This window comes from Salinigranum salinum (genome assembly GCF_009176545.1).
GTDB classification, from domain to species: Archaea; Halobacteriota; Halobacteria; order Halobacteriales; family Haloferacaceae; genus Salinigranum; species Salinigranum salinum.
Genome location: NZ_VTOJ01000002.1, coordinates 763,633 through 780,627 on the forward strand (window position 1 = coordinate 763,633; position 16,995 = coordinate 780,627).

Sequence of the window (16,995 nt, forward strand, 5' to 3'; positions counted from 1 at the left end):
GATGACGTTCTCGTTCCTCGGCACGAGCACGGCCACGGGGTGGGGCGAGTGGGACCGCAGCAACGTCGCCGTCGTCGACGACGCCGTCGTCCTGCGGTCGGACGCGTTCCCCGCGTACGTCTCGCCGACGCTCGCCATCGAGGACCCGCCGCCGGGCTTCGTCGCCGTCGACGTCGCCCAGGACGGCTGCGGGCAGCTGTACGTCCTCGGGGGAGACGCGCGGATCTACCGCTACGACGGCGAGAAGGACGTCCTGGAACGGCTCCACTGTCTCGGAGACGACGAGTGGGTCGGCACGCCGAGCGCGCTCTGTGTCACCCGCGACAGCCTCTACGTGGCGACGCGGCCGGACGCCGACGATGGGACCGAACCGACCGACGTGGCCGACGACGCCGGCGGAGAGAGAGGAGACGACGGAGACGCGACCGACGAGGCAGCCACCGACGGGACGGTAGGCGACGGAACCGTCGGCGACGAGGCAGCCACCGACGGGACGGTGGGCGACGAAGGAGCGACGGGCGGGCGGGTGTACGCCTTCTCGATCACGCTGCTCCAGCTCAGGTGGGTCGTCGACGGGCCAGTGGTCGACCCGGTCGCGCTCGCCGAGCGCGACGAGGCCGTCTACCTCCTCGACAGGGGGCGCGGTCCCGGCGACGGACGACTCGCCACCGTCGGCGCGGGTGGGACGGTCGAGTCGGTCGCCGCGCTCGACGCGCCGACGGACCTGGCGATCGACGACGACGGGGCGCTGTACGCTCTCGATCGCCTGGTCGAGAGCGGTGACGGCGCGCCGGCCGTCCGGAAGTTCGCCCCGGATCACGCCGAGATCACCGACGGGACGTACCCGTTGACGGCCTTCGAGGTCGGGAGTGGCGGGACGTTCGAGCCGGTCTGCCTCGCGGTGCGCGCCGCGGACGAACTCCTGCTCGGAGTCGGCCCGGACCCGCTCGCGGAGCGGAGCCTGTTCCGGTACGTCGCCGTGACGGGCGCGTTCGAGCGGCTGGCGAGCTTCAAACGGAGCTGTTCGGCGCTCCTGCTCGGTCGCGGATCGGTGGGAGGGACCGAGGGGACGAGTCGGGGACTGTACGCGATCGACGGGGACGACGCGCAGGTGTTCTTCCTGCGCGAGGCGGTGCGGTACCGATCGAACGAGCCGGGGTCGAGCTACACCGCGTCGCTCGTGCGACGGCTCGACTCGGGGATCCGAGACCTGCAGTGGCACCGGGTGACGCTCGACTCGGAGCGCGGTGGGCCCCGTCTCCAGGTCCGACTCCGCTACTACGCGACCGACGATCCGGACGAGGAGATAGACGCTCTCGAGCGGATCTCGGGGATCGGGCCGACGTACGCCAGTCGACTCAGCGCTGCCGGCGTGACGGGGATCACGGAACTCGCGGAGCTCACGGTGGCGACGATCGCCACCGCTGCCGAGGCACCGGAGGGGCGAGTCGACGACTGGCTGGTACAGGCCCAGAACTTCGTCGGTCGGTGGACGACGCTGACCAACCCCGAGGACGCCCTGCTCGACGACGCGGACGGGCGGTACCTCTGGGTCCGACTCGACCTGTTCGGGAGCGAGTACGCCTCGCCGCGGGTCGAGTCGTTCCGGGCGTACTTCCCCAGACAGTCGTACCTCCGTCACCTGCCGGCGATCTATCGGGCTGACCCGGAGAGCGCGGCGTTCCTCGAACGGTTCCTCTCGCTGTTCGAGAGCACGTTCGTCGGCGTCGAGGAGGAGTTCGCGGCCATCACCCGGTATCTCGACCCGCGCGGGATCCCCCCGGAGTTCCTGTCGTGGCTGGGCGGGTGGCTCGCCGTCGGGAGCGACGAGACGTGGCCCGACGCGGCGACGCGCGACCTGCTCTCCCGGGCACCGGAGCTGTTCACCAAGCGCGGGACGCGCGAGGGACTCCTCGCGGTGCTGGGACTGTACCTCGCCCACGTCGAACCGGAGCCGCGCGCCGGGATCGAGACCGGAGTCGACCGCGGGGGCGCCAGGGGTGAGGAGACGACCGGCGGCGCGGTGGACGCGACGGCCGGCCACGGCGACGGTGCCGTCGGGGTGTTCCTGTTCGAGGACGCCGACCTGGACTGCATCGACGACGCCGAGGTGCGCGCGCTGTACGAACGCATCGTCAGCTGCCCGCAGTGTTTCCTCGTGCTCGTCCCGCCGACCGTCGGCGACGAGGCGTACCGAACCGTCCGGCGGATCGTCAACCAGGAGCGACCGGCTCACACGGCCGGGCGGGCGGTCAGGCTCCAGCCGTGGATCCAGCTCGGTGGCAACGCCTACCTCGGCGTCAACAGCGTCCTGCCGCGGCGCGAGTTCGTGCTCGAACGGGCCGGGCTCGGGACGGACTCTGTCCTCGCCGAGCGGGAGGCGTTCGCGCAACTCGGACGGCAGTCGAGAGTCGGGGAGGATACATTGATATCGTAGCCCGTACCACGGAGAGTCACGAACAGTCGGGAGACCGAGAGGAGTCCGAGGGCGATCACCAGAAATGAGCACACATCAGGGAAACAGACGAGACGGCTGCAGACTTCACCAGTTCGAGAAGAACCGCTACTTCCACGGGAAGCTGATGACGGCCCGCGACATGCAGGCCGATCAGGATTACCACGCCGAGCGGCTCGCGACGCTCGCCCGGCACGTCCTGGGGGAGGGGGTGGTCTGTGGGCTGACGACGACGGTGACCGCGAACGGCGCCGACCTCGAGATCGTGGTGCGTCCGGGGCTCGCCCTGGACTGCTGTGGCAACCCGGTCGTGGTCGACAGCGAGCACACCACGACCCTCACGCCGGGCGAGGAGATGGACGAACTCCACCTGTCGCTCGTCTACGACGAGTGTACGAAAGAGACCGTCCCGATTCCGGGGTCGGCGAACGCGTGCGAGGAGGAGTGCACGTACAACCGGATCCTGGAGATCACGGATCTCACGTCCGCGGCCGAGCCGCCGGACGCGTTCAAGACCGTCTCCGACGCCGTCGTGTTCCCCTCACAGGCCGACGTCCAGGCCGACGAGGACGCCGCGCTCGGGACGATCGCCCGCTCGTACCACGACGCCGAGTCCACCGACTGCGAGAGCTGTGACGAGCCGTCGATCTACCTGGGCGTCGTGACCCGACGCCCGGACGGCTCGTGGAACGACGAACTCTCGACGGCGGGACAGCCGCTCGTCTACACGAACGACCTGCTGTACGCGGCGGTCGCGCGCCACGCGGCGGACTTCGACAACCCGCACGACGTGGCACTCGAAGTCACGGACGACCAGCCCGACGCGGTCGTTCGCGTCCAGGGACCGGCCGTCGCCGGCGGGGACGTCGCGTTCGTGTCGCCGAACGACACGGTGACCATCACCCCGAATCCCGGCGACACGGGGGTCGATCTCGACGTCTCTCAGGAACTCCTCGACCGGCTGAGCGCGGCCGAGGACCGGCTCGAAGATCTCGCAGGCGTCGAGGACCGGGTGAGCAGCCTCGAAGCCGAGGTCGAGCGGCTCTCCGACAGCGTCGTCCAGCTCCGTCGCTACGTGATGGACAAGTCGCTGAAGTACAAGCTCCGGACGTTCACCCGGGTCGCGGAGGTGCTCGGGAGCGAGGCCGCGGAGCGTGTCGCCCTGGTCACCGAGGACGCCATCCTCGGCGGCGTCTACCACGACGAAGACCAGTACCGCGACGTCCTCGGTGAGATCGTCGAACTGGAGCGGGAGGTGGCCGAAGCGCTCGAGGAGGCGGTCGACGAGGAGACCGACGAGATCGCGCTCGAGCGCTACCGGGAGGCCGTAGAGGAACTCGCGGAGGCGCTCGAGAACGAGGACGCGCTGGCCGTGGCAGTCGCACAGGACGAGGTCTGTGAGTTCGCGGAGTGGATCGTCGGGACGGCGGTGCAACAGACGAGCGACTTCCGGCCGGTCCTCGAACGGAAGGCCGAGGCGTTCGCGGGCGTCGCGGAGCGGTTCGAGAACGAGCTCGCCCGCGAGGTCTCCGCACGGGCGGAGGAAGCCATCGGAACCGACATCAGCACCGACGACGCGGCGTTCGTCGACTTCGTCGAGGAGGCCGGCGAACTCGAGGCGGAGCTCGTGGACGACCTCGACGGGGTCACGGAAGAGAGCCTCGTGCGGTATCGTGGTGCCGTCAGGGAATTACAGGTCGCCCTCGAGAGCGGCCACGCTCCGACGGTCGCAGCGGCACAGAACCGCGTCTCGGCTGCCGCCGACCGGCTCGCGGTCGAACGCGAGGTCGAAGTCGACTTCGGGCCGACGCTCGAACGGAAGGCCGGCTCGTTCGCCACCGTCGCAGCCCGGTTCGAGAGCGGGAACGCCGAAGAGGTGGTCGAGCGGGCCAGAGCGGCGCTCGAGTCCGACGCCCGGAACGACAGCGAGGCGTTCGTCGCGTTCGTGGACGAGGTCGCGGACGTCGAGCGGGGGCTGGTCGACGAACTCTCCGAACAGGCCGCGGCCGCCAGCCTCGAACGGTACGCCGGCCTTATGAGCCAGCTGGAGCGGGCGCTCGAGAGTGGGGACCCGTTCGCGGTCGCCACGGCGCAGGACCGCGTCTCCGGCGCTGCCAGTGGGCTGGCACCGGTGGAAGAGCCGGACGAGCCCGACCGCGACTTCCGCGGGACGCTCGAACGGAAGGCCGGCTCGTTCGCCGTCCTCGTCGAACGGTTCGACAGTCAGGTTGCGGCCGAGATCTCGGCGGCGGCGCGGGAGGCCATCCAGTCCGGTGCCGGTGAGAGCGCCGACGCGTTCCTCGAGTTCATGACCGAGATCGTCGGGCTCGAACAGGAACTCGGCGGCGAACTCCAGGGGACGGCGACCGACACGAGTCTCCGGCGGTACGCCGGACTCGTCGACTTCGTCGCCCAAGCCGTCGAGGAAGGCAACGCGGTCGGGGCCGCGGACGCGCAGGACCGCGTCTCCGAGGCGGCCCGCGGGATCCAGCCTCGGACCGTCGTCCTCGACGATCGGATCCGCGACGTCCTCGTCGACAACGATCGGGTGTTCACCGACGTGGCCACCCGGTTCGACAGCGGGACCGCCGAGCGGATCGCCGAGATGAACCGGGAAGCGCTCGAGGCGAGCGACGACGACATCACCGACGAGAGCACGCGCGGGTACCTCCGAGCGTCCGTGGAGTGGAACCGCGAACTGGCCGCTGAACTCGAAGGGGTGGCCACCGACGAGAGCCGTACTCGGCTCCTGTCGTCGGTGAACGAACTGTCCCGTGCGATCGAGAGCGGGAGCGTTCGGGACGCGGTAGAGGCGAACGAACGGGTCACCCTGAACGTGGAACGCTTGCAACCGGTGTGACGACGAGACGGACGTCGACGTCGTGCGGTCGGGGCCGACGTCGGTGATCTCGCAGCCGACGTCGTCGAAGACGAGGAGCCGGCCTGCCCGTTCGTGTTAGTCATTCATGTTTTATCAGAAACAAATTACATCCGTACCGTCGTAATGTACGTGGGAGCGGGTACGTTCCGGGTGGTCGCCGTCGACTGATTCACGACCGGACCGCTCCGTCCGAGCGCCCGGTGCGAGCGGGACTCTCCCGTCCGAGAGCGAGGTGACGGGCCGGAACGGGCCGTGCGCGTTCGACAGCGGCGTCCGATACGGAGTCCCACACGAGGTCGACCCCGGAGACGCCGGTCGGGAGAGGGTCATCGCCGAGACGGAGCACTGAGAGGCGCGTATACAGAATAGTACTTGTATTTCGAGACGGCTCGGACGACTCGAATCGGTCGGTGGTTTGATCCTATACAGGCACCGATTCGGTCGTATTCGCACGTATTGATCGAATATATCGACTATTGTCGTCGGAACGTAGCCATTCTGGGCGCTCAGAGATGTTTACCGACACTGCCGCTCGCTCGTCGACGATGACCGATGCCCGGCTTGCGTGAAATCGGTCGAAACACGAGTCTGACGCCGCTCCGAGGGTGACAACATCGTCCGCCGGTGGTCGACACGCGTCCGACGAGCCGTCACAGTGTATCCAGGTAGATATATTCAATCGGCAACTCGAACGGACTAGACCACGTGTTCTCGGGCCGACCCGCTGGGGTCGATCAGCGGTCGCCCGTGCGAGGGTTCGTGGGGAGTCGCTCGTCAATGCGAAGTCGTGGCAACTGTTAACTCGTGTCGACACGAGGGCAGGACCGCATGACACTGCTAGATGGCAAGACAGCAGTCGTGACGGGCGGAGCGAGTGGCAACGGGCGGGCGATCGCCGAGACGTTCGCGGACCACGGGGCGGCGGTCGTCGTCGCCGACGTCCGGGAGGAACCCCGCGAGGGTGGCGCACCGACCCACGAACGGATCAGGGAGGGCGGCGGCGAGGCGACGTTCGTCACCTGCGACGTGAGCGACTACGACGACTGCGTCGAGGCGGTCGCCGCCGCCGACGAGTTCGGCGGGCTCGACGTCATGGTCAACAACGCGGGGATCGTCGGCCCGCAGGTACCGCTCGTCGACCTCGACTTCGACGAATACCGGTCGCTCATGGCGGTGAACCTCGACGGCGTCTTCCACGGGTCGAAGGCCGCGGCGCTCGAGCTGGTCGACCGTGGCGGCGGGAGCATCGTCAACATGTCCAGCGTTGCCGGGATGGCCGGCTACGGCGGTATCACGCCGTACTCGGCCGCGAAGGGCGGCGTGCGGCTGTTCTCGTACGCGCTCGCCAGCGAACTCGGGCCGGACGGCGTCCGGGTGAACGTGGTCCACCCGGGCGTGATCGAGACGGAGATGACGCGGGAAGACTCCCCGATCGTCGGCACGGAGGAGGGCGAACAGCTGAAGGCGACCGTCCCGCTCCGGCGGTTCGGGAACCCCGAAGAGGTCGCCGGTGTCTGTCTCTTCCTCGCGAGCGACCTCTCGTCGTACGTGACCGCGGAGTCGATCGTCGTCGACGGCGGGAACCTCAACAGCGCGTAGCTCGCGTTCGACGCCGAACGCGTGGGCGTCGGCAGCCCGACCGTTCGACGGGCGGCGACCTCACGCCTCGTCGTACTCGAACTCGGTCCAGGGGCCCTCTACGTACGGATACTGCTCGACCACGTCGAGGTTCACCTCGACGCCCAGCCCCGGCGCGTCCGGAACGGTGAGGCGACCGTCCTCGACCGGCGGTTCGCCCACGACGAGGTCGAACGCGAGGTCGAACGGGTACATCCCGGGATCGCCCGACGCGTCGACGAGCGGATCGTTCTCGAAGACGGGATACTCCACCAGTCCGACCTCCGGACCGGCCGCGACGAGGTGAGCGTTCGCCAAAAGCCCGAGCCATGTCCCGAAGTTGTGCGGGACGAACTCGACGTCCCGGCCCCGACAGAAGTCGATCACGCGGGCGCAGCCAGTGAAGCCGCGGTGGTGACGGACGTCCCCCTGCAGGAACGAGACGGCCCCCGTCTCACCGAGGGCGACGAGCCCGGCGGGCGACGGTTCGCTCTCGCCGCCCGCGAGCGGCGTCCCCGTCCCGGCGAGCCGTTCGTAGCCCGCGTAGTCGTCCGGCGCGACCGGCTCTTCGACCCAGTACGCGCCGCGGTCGCCGGCGTGGGCGACGAGGTCGTCGACCACGCGTTCCCCGTACGGGTCACGGAGCTTCCACCACGTGTGCGCGTCGAGCATCACCTCGGTCTCCGCGACGGCGTCGGTGACGAGATCGATCGTCCGGTGGTCGGCCTCGGGCCCGATCCCCGGTCGGTACTTGTACCCCATGAATCCCGCCTCCTCGACGTAGCGCGCCTGTTCGGCGTACCCCTCGGGTTCCATGTACATGCCCGCACTGGCGTACAGCGGGAGGTCGGTCGTCGGCGCGGGTGCGTCGTCGAACTCGTCGACGAGAAGGTCGTACACCGGCGCACCCGCCTGCTTGCCCAGGATGTCGTAGAGCGCGACGTCGACCGCCGAGACGGCCTGGTGACGCACGCGTTCGGGCAGATCGATCGCGTCGATCCGGTCGTGGGCGTCGGTCACGTCCTCGACGGTCGCGCCCTCGAGCGCGGCCGCCACGTCGGTCTCGATCACGTCGGCGAACGTGCCCTGCGAGTCGCCCTCGAAGTATTCGCGCATCGCCGAACTGCTCGCGCCGCCGGTCGCCACGCCGCGGTCGCCGGCGGCCGTCTCGACGACCACGAGCACGACGTCCCGCTTCAGCAGGCGGCGACGTCCACCGTGGAACGGTCGCTCCTGGACGGGTTCGATCGGTGACGACAGCGCGTACCCCTGGACGTCGGTGATTCGCATACATCCACTGCCAGCCGAGTCGACCTAAAACGACCGGACGCACGACGGTCGAGAACCGACACGCGACGACGAACGACGGACGACGGACGACGGACGACGGACGACGAACGGCGAACACGCGAGGGCGAAGGACGTCGGACGTGCGGTGCCGGGGCGCTGGTGGGCGGGTCGCTACGGGTGGATGGTCGCGCGGTAGGAGTCGCCCGCGGCCTGCGTCTCGAACGCCGACTCGGCCTCCGAGAGGTCGGCGCGGTAGTTGAACAGGTCGAGGAACGGGATCCGGTCGCGGTGGTGCTGGAGGAGCGTGAGGCTCGTCTGGAACTGCGACGGTGGGTAGACGTAGCTGCTGGCGACGGAGACGTCGTTCTGGACGATGTGCATGGGGTTGATCTCGGCGGTCCCCGCGTCGGCAAAGTGCCCCACCTCGACGAGGGTACCGCCCTGACGCGGCATCCGGAGCCCCTGTTCGAAGGCGCTCGGGTGGCCGACGGCCTCGACGACGACGTCCGGCCCGACGCCACCGTTGCCGGCGGCGGTGACTGCCTCGACCACCGCGTCATCGCCCTCGTGCTCCCGTACGTCGACGACATCGGTCGCGCCGAACCGCTCCGCCATCTCCAGCCGTTCGTCGATCATGTCGACGGCGATGATCTCGCCCGCACCGGTCGCCGTCGCCGTCGCGATGGCGAGCAGTCCGATCGGTCCGGCCCCCTGGACGGCGACGCTCTGCCCCGGTCCGTACCCCTCGCGGGCGAAGGGCAGCCCCGGCGGGAACGCCTGCGAGAGGGCGTACGAGGCCACCGCGAACGGTTCGACGAGCGCGCCGTACTCGATGTCGAGGCCGTCGGGGAGCCTGAAGAAGTCGGCGTCGGCCTCGACGAGGACGTACTCGCTCATCCCGCCGCGGATCGCCGGCTCCTGACTCGTACCGACGAAGCCGTACACCGTTCGGTTCTGGCAGGCAGTCGGTCGCTGCGGGAGGTTGTCGCAGAACCAGCAGTCGCCGCAGGCTCGGCCGGGGCAGACCGTCACGGCGTCGCCCTCCGCGACCGGGTTGCCGGCGAAGTCCGACTCGACCGCGTCGCCCATGGCGGCGATCCGGCCGGAGAACTCGTGGCCGGGGATGACCGGGAAGTCGAGCGGCATCCCGCCCTTGTTCATGTGGACGTCGGTGCCGCAGACGCCGCAGAGCTCCACCTCGATCAGCACCTCGTTCGGCCCGACGTCCGGGACGTCGAACTCCTGGACCGTGAGCGTTCCTGGCCGCTCCATCACGAGACTCCGTGAGCGCATACCGGATCACGCGTGGCGCGTGACAAATAGTTACCCCTCGCGGCGGTTGCGACCGAGACGACTACCGCGACCAGCCGGAGAAGGCGTTTCGGCGGTAGAAGTTCAGCTCGGAGACGACGTTGGGCGGCTCCTGCCGGGCGGCGAAGGCGATGGCGTCGGCCAGGTCGTCCGGCGTCGCGGTCTCCATCCCCTCGAACCGCTCGTGCGCCGGCTGGCCATCCTGAATGCCGATCTCGGTGTCGACCTCGGTCGGGTTGACGATCGTGACGCCGACGTCGTCCTCGCCGAGGTAGCCCGACAGCGAGAGGGCGAACCCCCGCGTCCACCACTTCGAGGCGGCGTAGACGGGCTGGTACGGGATCGGGTAGTTCCCCGCGAAGCTGGCGACGAATATCAGGAGTCCCGACGACTCGCGGAGCGGCGGGATCGACGCCCGGGCGGTGAAGAAGGTGCCGTCGACGTTGACGTCCATCAGCGAACGGTACCGCTCGATCGACATCTCCTCGACGTCGCCCATCCGGTTGATGCCCGCGTTGGCGACGACGACGTCGAGCCCCCCGAACGCCTCGACGGTCGCCTCGACGGTCGCCTCGACCGCCGCCGGGTCGCTCACGTCCGTCGGCGCGACCAGTACCCGTCGGTCGAACTCCGTCTCGATGTTCTCGGCGAGCGTCTCGAGCCGGGGTTCGCGCCGGGCGGCGACGGCGACGTCCGCGCCGTCGCGGGCGAGGCGACGTGCCGTCGCGCGTCCGATGCCAGAACTCGCCCCCGTCACGAGTGCCGTCTTTCCCTCGAGTGGTGTGTCGGTCATGATTCCGGTAGTCGATGGCACACCCAGTGGGCTTAGCTCTGTGGGCTCAGAGCGCCCCCACGAGGAGCACGACGCCCATCCCGACGACCACGGTCGCCACCAGACTCCCGGTCCGCCAGGCGACGACTGCAGCCACAGCGGCGGCGAGGAGTCGTTCGTTCGCGACCGACAGCGCGAGCGTCCCGTCGAGGAGGACGACCCCGGGGAGCGCGATGGCCGCGAACACCGCCGGCGGGAGGTACGCGAGCCCCCGTTCGAGCAGCGGCGGGAGGTCGCCGACCCGGTCGAGCAGGACGAAGAAGGAGAGCCGGTAGGCGAGCGTCCCGACGGCGACGGCGAGGACGACGAGCCAGACCGTGGTGGCGGAGACGCCCGAGGCGGGTGCCACTCACGCCACCTCCCGCTCGGTCAGGAGGCCGGCGGCGATGCCCGCGAGCGTGGCGACCAGGAGTCCGGCGTTGAGCGGGACGCCGACGCCCGCGACGGCCACGACGCCACCGATCACCGCCGCTACCAGCGCCGGCGTCCCGTCGAGCGCCGGGACGAGCAGGCCGATGAAGACGAGCGGGACGACGAAGTCGAACGGGAGGTCGAGGGGGACGCGGCTCCCGAGCACGACGCCGACGGCGGTGCCGGCCATCCACGCGACCCAGACCAAGAGTGCCGCGCCGAGGTAGTACCAGCGCTTTCGCCGGTCCGTGTCGCCCGAGAACTCGGCGATGGAGACGGCGTACACTGGGTCGACGAGGAGGAAGCCGACGACGCCCTTCCAGGCGGCCGACAGCCCCCGCAGGTGGGTAGCGAGCGACGCACTGAACATGACGAGCCGGAGGTTGATGACGAGCGCGGTGAAGACGACGACGGCGACGGGCGTGTTCGCGCGGAGGAGTTCGACGACCGCGAGCTGTGAGGCGCCGGCGTAGACGAACGCCGACATCGCCAGCGCCTGGCCGTCGGTGAAGCCGACCGAGGCCATGGCGATACCGGTGACGATCCCGTACGGGAACACCCCGAGGAGCAGCGGGGCCGCGGCGACGACGCCGGCCCGGAGATCGGGGTGAGTCGAGTACATGCTACGGACTCGCCCGGTCGAAGGGATGAAGCTTGTCGTTCCGGCGGTCCCGTCCCCGACCCCGACCCCGGCTCCAGCTCCGGCTCCGGCTCCGGCTCCGACCGCACCCCTGACCGTCTCCGCGGGGGGCGGTCACTCCTCCCCGACGTGGATCACCGCCTCGACGACCGGTCCCCGCGAGTCGCCGTCGATGCTGACTTCGGCCGTCGTCAGCACGCGCCCCGTCCCGTCGGGCACCGTGACCGACAGCGGGAGTTCGCCGCGTTCGCCGGCCGGGAGGTCGGTCTCGTTCACGTCACCGATCGGGATGCCGCCGGGACCCAGCGGGCGGGCCTCGTAGGTGACCGCGCGGTCGAAGTTGTTGCGGAGCAACAGGGTGTAGTCGACCGTGTCGCCGGGGGCGGCGTGGGTCTGGTAGGGGAGCAGTCGCGCCCAGAAGAGATCGACCGCCTGGGCTTCGGGCTCCGGCACGAGGTCGCGGAAGAGCCGTTCCTTGCGATCGACGAAGTCACAGTACTGCGCGATTGCGCGGTCGTCGGCGTCGAGCACCTCGCCGTGGCCGGGACAGACGACGTCGGGGGCGACCGCGCGCATCACCTCCTTGCACCGCCGGTGCATCCAGAACTGGAAGCTGTTGCGGAGGACGGTCGTCTGGTGGGGGCGGCGTTCGCGCCGGTCGGGGTGGACGACCGTCTCCCCCTCGAAGTAGTTGTCGCCGGTGAACGCGACGGTCTGGCCGTCGATCTCCGCGGCGAGCACCGAGTGGAACTCGGTCTGCCCGGGCGCGTGGTAGACGTCGAAGGTGAACTCCTCCCAGGTGAACGACTCCCCGTCGGAGAGGCGACGGGAGACGTCGATCGGCTCGGGGTAGACACAGGGCGTCGACGACCACGCCGCCGGCTCCTCGATCACCTGCGCCACCTCGTCGAGCGCCCAGCAGTCGACGTCGTGGTGGCGCTGGAGGTGAGGGATACCGCAGGTGTGGTCGTCGTGGACGTGCGTCGGGATCACGACGTCGAACGACGTGACGCCCCACGCCTCGCGGAGTTCGTCGAGGTGGTGTTCGACGAACCGCATCGTCTCCATGTCCTCGCGGTCGCGGCCGATCATCATGTGCTCGCGCAGGGAGTGGCCGTAGTCGACGAACAGCGCCTTCCCCGAGTCGCTCCGGAGCACGTAGAAGTTGCTGCACGTCCACGGCCCGCCCCAGAGCAGGTGGTCGGAGACGGGGACCATCCGCATCTCGGGCAGGTACGCCCGACTACCCGCGCCGAGCGTCTCGACCGCCGAGTCGCCGTGTGGCCCGAGGTCGACCAGCCGCATCAGGCGGTCGCGGAGCCGGTCGACGTCGCCGAGGGGGTCCTCGCTCACGCCCCCGTGAGCCGGACAGAGCAGGTCCGGTGTCTCGCGTTCCAGCGCCGCGATCGACTGGAGCGTGAAGACGACCCCCTTCATGTCGCTGTACTCGTACTCCATCGAGTGCAGGTCGTGGAGGTGTCCGCCCGCGCGCAGGAGGTCGCCGACGAAGGCGATCCGCTGGCCGTCGATGTCGACGAGGAGCGTGCTGCTCCCTGCAGTGTGCCCTCTCGCCGGGATCACCTCGACGTCGTAGTCGCGCCAGGTGAACGTCTCGTAGTCGTCGAGCGTCGCGTCCACGGGGAGTGACGACCCGCGCGTGAAGAACGTGTTGCGGTCGTTGTAGTTGTCGTACAGCCGCCGCTTGGCCCAGAACGTCTCGACGTCGTCGAAGAGGAACCGCTCGTGTTCGGGGACGGCGACCTTCGCGCCCCGTTCGACCAGCGCGTCCGTCCCCCAGCAGCCGTCGCGGTGATGATGGGTGTGGAGCGCCCACTCGACGGCGACGCCTCGCTCGGCGAGCACCTCCCCGATCGCCCCCGAGCTGGGGTCGACGACGAGCGCGGCGTCGTCGTCGACGAGCGCGTAGGCGTTGCAGCTGTCGCGGTAGCGGAACAGGCCCTCGGAGAGGCTGTCGAGCACCCCCGCGGGCGGGTCTGTTGATGCGGACATAAGCGGGTGTCGCGGTCGACCGTCAAAAACGTTCACTCGGACGGGACGCCGTCCGGTCGACCGGGGCGGTGCAAACTTTAGGAGGGGGGCGATCTCATGAGAGACGATGACAGACACGATAACGGACGAACGCATCGCCGTCGTCGGTGCCGGTGACATGGGTCACGGCTTCGCCCTGCACTTCACCCACTGCGGCAAGGACGTGACGCTGATCGATCACCGGGAGTCGAACGTCGATCGCGCACGCGAGCGGATCCGCGAGGTCGTCGCGTTCCACGTCGAGGAGGGGCTCACGTCGATGCCACCCGACGAGGTGGTCGACCGGATCACGTTCACCACGGACCGCCCCGCGGGCGTCGCCGAGGCGGACCTGGTGCTCGAGACCGTCACCGAGGACCTCGGAGTGAAGCAGGAGCTGTTCGACGACCTCGCGGCCGAGACCGGCGAGGAGACGCTCCTCACCTCGAACACCTCGGGACTGCCGATCACCGACATCGCGGCGGGTGCACCGGAGGCGGCCGAGCGCATCGTCGGCTGTCACTGGTGGTATCCGCCGTACCTCCTCGAGCCGGTCGAAGTGATCCGGGGCGAGGAGACCGCCGAGGCGGCGATGGCGCGCATGGAGCGGTTCGTCGAGTCGGTCGACCGGGAGCCCGTGGTGGTCGAGCGCGACGTGCCGGGGTTCGTGTGGAACCGCGTGCAGAGCGCGGTAGTCCGCGAGTGCATGCACCTCGCCGAGGAGGGCGTCGCCTCCATCGAGGACATCAACACCGCGATCCGCGACGGCTACGCCCGCCGCACGGCGGTCATCGGACCGTTCGAGACGATGGACGTCGCGGGGCTCGCGCTGTTTCAGACCGTGGCAGGCGACCTGTTCCCGCACCTCTCGGATGCCGACGAGCCGAGCCGGCTGTTCGACGAGTACCTCGACCGGGGACGCGGCGGTATCGAGGACGGTGCCGGGTTCTTCGAGTACGACCGCCCCGCGAGCGAGGTGACCCGCACCCGCGACGAGGGGCTGGCCGCGCTCCAGCGGACGATCGACGACTTCCGGGAGGAGTGAGATGGCCATCGAGCGACTCGGCGTCCACGACTCCGTGTCGACCGTCTTCCCGCCCGAGGTGCTAGCCGACGCGCTGGCCGACGTCGACCCCGACGTCACCGTCGTCGGCGACGATCCCGACACGCTCGGGTCGTGCGACGCGCTGGTGACGCTCGCCTACAGCGACGCGTTCCTCGACGCCGACCTCGCGTGGATCCACTCGATCCAGGCGGGCGTCGACCGCTTCCCGTTCGACGCGCTCGCGGAGGCGGGAGTCGTCCTCACCAACAGCTCCGGCATCCACGGCGAGAGCGTCGGCGAGACAGCGGTCGGCTATCTCCTCGTGCTCGCCCGCCGGCTCCACCGCTACGTACGGAACCAGCAGGAACACGTCTGGGCCCACCCCGCGTGGGACGAGCCGTTCACCGTCGCGGGGACGTCGCTCTGCGTCGTCGGCCTCGGGACGCTCGGTCGGGGGATCGCCACGCGCGCGGCCGCCCTCGGTATGGACGTCACCGGGGTCAAGCGGACCGTCGAGCCGGTCGAGGACGTCTCGGTCGTCTACCCGCCGGAGGAGCTCCACGAGGCGATCTCGGACGTCGCGTTCGTCGCGCTGGCCTGCCCGCTCACGGAGGAGACGCGCCATCTCGTCGGCCCTGCGGAGTTCGAGACGATGCGCGACGACGCCTACCTGCTGAACGTCGCGCGCGGGGCCGTCGTCGACGAGGAGGCGTTCGTCGCGGCGGTAGCGGAGGGCACGATCGCCGGCGGCGCGCTCGACGTGTTCGAGACGGAGCCGCTCCCCGAAACGTCGCCGCTGTGGGATCTCGACGAGGTGATCGTCACGCCCCACCGCGCCGGAGCCGACCGGGCCTACTACGAGGGAGTCGAGAGGCTCGTCCGCGAGAACCTGCGTCGCCTCGCCGCCGGAGACGAGTACACGAACCGCGTCGTGTAGATGCGTACGGGACGGGAACGTGGGGTGGTCGCGGACGGGCGACAGGCCGGACTACAGACCGATGCCGAGGACGCGGTTGGCGACGATGCCGACGATGGCGAGACTCAGGAGGAGGACGACGACGCCGTACGCCGCCGGCCAGCCGGCGCTGTCGGCGAGCACGCCCGTCACGACGCTGCCGAGCGAACCGACGAACATGTAGACGGTCCGGACGAGCCCGAATGCGGCCCCGCGTCCGTCATCGTCGAACAGATCCATGACCCGCGACTGGAAGACGCCGCCCCACGACAGCCCGGCCCCGAGGAGGCCGACGCCGACGAGCGTCGAGCCGAACCCGTCGGCGACGATGACCGTCCCCAGTCCGGCGGCCGCGATGAGGAGGACCGACGCGAGCACCGTCTCGCGCGCGAACCGATCGGACAGTTTGCCCGACAGCGGCAGCCCGAGCGCCGAGAGGAGGAACACCGCGCCGAAGACGACGCTCGCCTCCTGGACGCTGAGCCCGCGGTACTCGACGAGGAACGTGGGGAAGAAGGAGGTGAACGCCTGCCAGGTGTACGAGACGCAGACGCCGACGAGCGTCATGTAGACGATCGACGGCCGCGTCAGGACCTCGACCGCCGTCTCGACGAGCGCGGTGGCCGTACCGCCGTCCGGGTGGACGTCACTCGCAGGCGCATCCGGCTGTCCGCCCACCGTCGACACGGGACGCACTCCCCAGCGGAACAGGACGAACGCCGGGACGGAGACGGCCGCCCCGACGAGGACGGCCGGTCGCCACCCGTAGGTGACGCCGACGTACGCGGCGACGGGAGGCACGAGCAGACCGGCGGCCGGGCCGCCGGCCGAGTGGACGCCGAGCACCTGACCGGTCCGCGTGAACGCCTTCGTGAGCATCGACGTGCCGACCGTGAAGTAGAGCCCGGCCCCCCCGCCGAGAACGACGGTGAAGAGACCGAACAGGGCGAACGTCGGCGAGAAGGCGAGCAGCGCGCTCGCCGCCGCGGTCACTCCGATCGCGACCAGGATCACCCGGTAGTCACCGATCCGGTCGGCGACGAGCCCGCTCGGGAACTGCAACAGCGCGTAGACGGCCCACATCCCGGTGAGCGCGAGCCCGATCGCGCTCTTCGAGCTGTCGAACGCCACGATGATCTCCGGGACGACGGGACTGATGACGAGGCGGGCCGCGTTGTTGCTGAACGAGGCGAGGAACGCGGCGACCAGCAGGGTGTGTCGGTACCGCCAGTTCACGCCCGGCTAGCCACGGGCAGTGGTGATAGCTGTGTCCATCCACGCCCTGCTTGCCGCATCCAGGCACTCGGAACGAGCGCGGGTGACCGGGGGGAGGGGCGGAACGTCCACTCGTGCGAGGGTGACGACCGAATCGGGTATGCGGTGGTACCGACGGACTGACAGTGGTGACGACGGACAGGCGGTGGCACCGACGGACCGGCAGTGGCGACGACAGACCACCGCTGGCGACGGAGCACGAGACACGAGACGCGAGCGACGAGACGCGAAACGCGGGACGTGACGGACGCACTC

Annotated in this window: 12 protein-coding genes; 5 read left to right on the plus strand and 7 right to left on the minus strand. The window is 69.7% G+C overall.

Annotated elements, in window-relative coordinates; translation table 11 throughout:
* The first annotated feature begins 1 nt into the window (after position 1).
* The 3 genes from FZP69_RS15375 to FZP69_RS15385 all read left to right on the plus strand — a co-directional run bounded on the left by FZP69_RS15375 (position 2) and on the right by FZP69_RS15385 (position 6,935).
* On the plus strand, positions 2 to 2,437 hold the full coding sequence (locus FZP69_RS15375) for a phage tail protein (protein WP_152042269.1): 2,436 nt from the start codon (positions 2 to 4) through the stop codon (positions 2,435 to 2,437).
* A 64-nt stretch (positions 2,438 to 2,501) separates the two neighbouring features.
* Positions 2,502 to 5,315, plus strand: a complete 2,814-nt coding sequence (locus FZP69_RS15380; RefSeq protein ID WP_152042270.1) for a hypothetical protein — start codon at positions 2,502 to 2,504, stop codon at positions 5,313 to 5,315.
* Between the two features lie 849 nt (positions 5,316 to 6,164).
* The gene (locus FZP69_RS15385; protein ID WP_152042271.1) at positions 6,165 to 6,935 is read left to right on the plus strand and encodes an SDR family NAD(P)-dependent oxidoreductase; all 771 of its coding nucleotides are present in this window, start codon (positions 6,165 to 6,167) and stop codon (positions 6,933 to 6,935) included.
* A 60-nt stretch (positions 6,936 to 6,995) separates the two neighbouring features.
* Here the strand turns inward: FZP69_RS15385 and FZP69_RS15390 are convergent, their stop codons facing one another.
* From FZP69_RS15390 to FZP69_RS15415, 6 genes are all read right to left on the minus strand, one after another.
* Entirely contained in the window at positions 6,996 to 8,243 is a 1,248-nt protein-coding gene (locus FZP69_RS15390) for a mandelate racemase/muconate lactonizing enzyme family protein (protein WP_152042272.1), read from the minus strand.
* A gap of 171 nt (positions 8,244 to 8,414) precedes the next feature.
* Positions 8,415 to 9,536, minus strand: a complete 1,122-nt coding sequence (locus tag FZP69_RS15395; RefSeq protein WP_152042273.1) for a zinc-dependent alcohol dehydrogenase — start codon at positions 9,534 to 9,536, stop codon at positions 8,415 to 8,417.
* A 61-nt stretch (positions 9,537 to 9,597) separates the two neighbouring features.
* Entirely contained in the window at positions 9,598 to 10,347 is a 750-nt protein-coding gene (locus FZP69_RS15400) for an SDR family oxidoreductase (protein ID WP_152042274.1), read from the minus strand.
* Positions 10,348 to 10,393: 46 nt separating this feature from the next.
* Positions 10,394 to 10,735 (minus strand): AzlD domain-containing protein, encoded by a 342-nt coding sequence (locus FZP69_RS15405; RefSeq protein ID WP_152042275.1) that lies wholly within the window; start codon positions 10,733 to 10,735, stop codon positions 10,394 to 10,396.
* Complete coding sequence (locus tag FZP69_RS15410) at positions 10,736 to 11,419, minus strand: AzlC family ABC transporter permease (protein ID WP_152042276.1); 684 nt, start codon at positions 11,417 to 11,419, stop codon at positions 10,736 to 10,738. It lies immediately after the preceding gene.
* 132 nt (positions 11,420 to 11,551) lie between these two features.
* Positions 11,552 to 13,447 (minus strand): MBL fold metallo-hydrolase, encoded by a 1,896-nt coding sequence (locus tag FZP69_RS15415; protein ID WP_192918603.1) that lies wholly within the window; start codon positions 13,445 to 13,447, stop codon positions 11,552 to 11,554.
* Positions 13,448 to 13,553: 106 nt separating this feature from the next.
* Here FZP69_RS15415 and FZP69_RS15420 point away from each other — a divergent pair, with 106 nt between their 5' ends.
* Together FZP69_RS15420 and ddh are read left to right on the plus strand one after the other, a co-directional pair.
* On the plus strand, positions 13,554 to 14,510 hold the full coding sequence (locus tag FZP69_RS15420) for a 3-hydroxyacyl-CoA dehydrogenase family protein (RefSeq protein ID WP_152042278.1): 957 nt from the start codon (positions 13,554 to 13,556) through the stop codon (positions 14,508 to 14,510).
* A gap of 1 nt (position 14,511) precedes the next feature.
* Positions 14,512 to 15,447, plus strand: coding sequence for a D-2-hydroxyacid dehydrogenase (ddh, locus tag FZP69_RS15425; RefSeq protein ID WP_152042279.1), 936 nt, complete (start codon positions 14,512 to 14,514; stop codon positions 15,445 to 15,447).
* Between the two features lie 51 nt (positions 15,448 to 15,498).
* Here ddh and FZP69_RS15430 read toward each other — a convergent pair whose 3' ends face one another.
* Complete coding sequence (locus FZP69_RS15430) at positions 15,499 to 16,701, minus strand: MFS transporter (protein ID WP_152042280.1); 1,203 nt, start codon at positions 16,699 to 16,701, stop codon at positions 15,499 to 15,501.
* Positions 16,702 to 16,995 lie beyond the last annotated feature (294 nt).